We start from the raw sequence: 500 nt of genomic DNA, 5'->3' as shown, positions 1-500 counted from the left end.
CGAGGACAGTGACCATCTGGAAACCTGGTTTGTTCGCGACAGCCAGTCCGGCTTTCGCTGTCATAACGTCATCTAAGACTTTTCAACTCAAAGAAAAAGGCCGCCGCAGTGCATGCCGCGGCAGCCCTTTTCGCATAGCAGCTGTTCAACGATATTAACGGCGCACCAGGCGTCCGACCCAGATCAGCAGGCAGGCGCCGATAAAGCCGGTGATCAGATAGGCGGTCCAGCCGATGCCGAAGACACCGATGTTGAGCGCCTGCAGGATGGCGTTCAGCACGATCGCGCCGACGATGCCCAGAACAATGTTCATGAAGATGCCGGTGTTGCTCTTCATGACCATTTCGGCGAGCCAGCCTGCCAGGCCGCCGATAATGATTGCTGCTATCCAGCCGACGCCATTCAAGTGCATATGCCCTCTCCTTGTGTGATGGGTGAAAATGCATCCGCAAACGAACATCCTTGCCGCCGGGTTCCATCGATTACCCGCGGGCCCGATT

The 500-nt window shown here is 56.8% G+C and carries 1 protein-coding gene; it reads right to left on the bottom strand.

The window, feature by feature from the left end; genetic code table 11:
- Positions 1-154: 154 nt before the first annotated feature.
- Entirely contained in the window at positions 155-412 is a 258-nt protein-coding gene (locus ACXJ7R_RS36235; RefSeq protein WP_379025117.1) for a GlsB/YeaQ/YmgE family stress response membrane protein, read from the bottom strand.
- Positions 413-500 lie beyond the last annotated feature (88 nt).

Source organism: Mesorhizobium sp. P5_C1, assembly GCF_054049815.1.
Note: the sequence above shows the minus strand (reverse complement) of the source record. Positions and strands in the feature narration are given on the sequence as shown.

Coding starts and splice junctions, on each gene's coding strand:
- ACXJ7R_RS36235 (WP_379025117.1), bottom strand. CDS start 412: ATGCACTTGAATGGCGTCGGCTGGATAGCAGCAATCATTATCGGCGGC.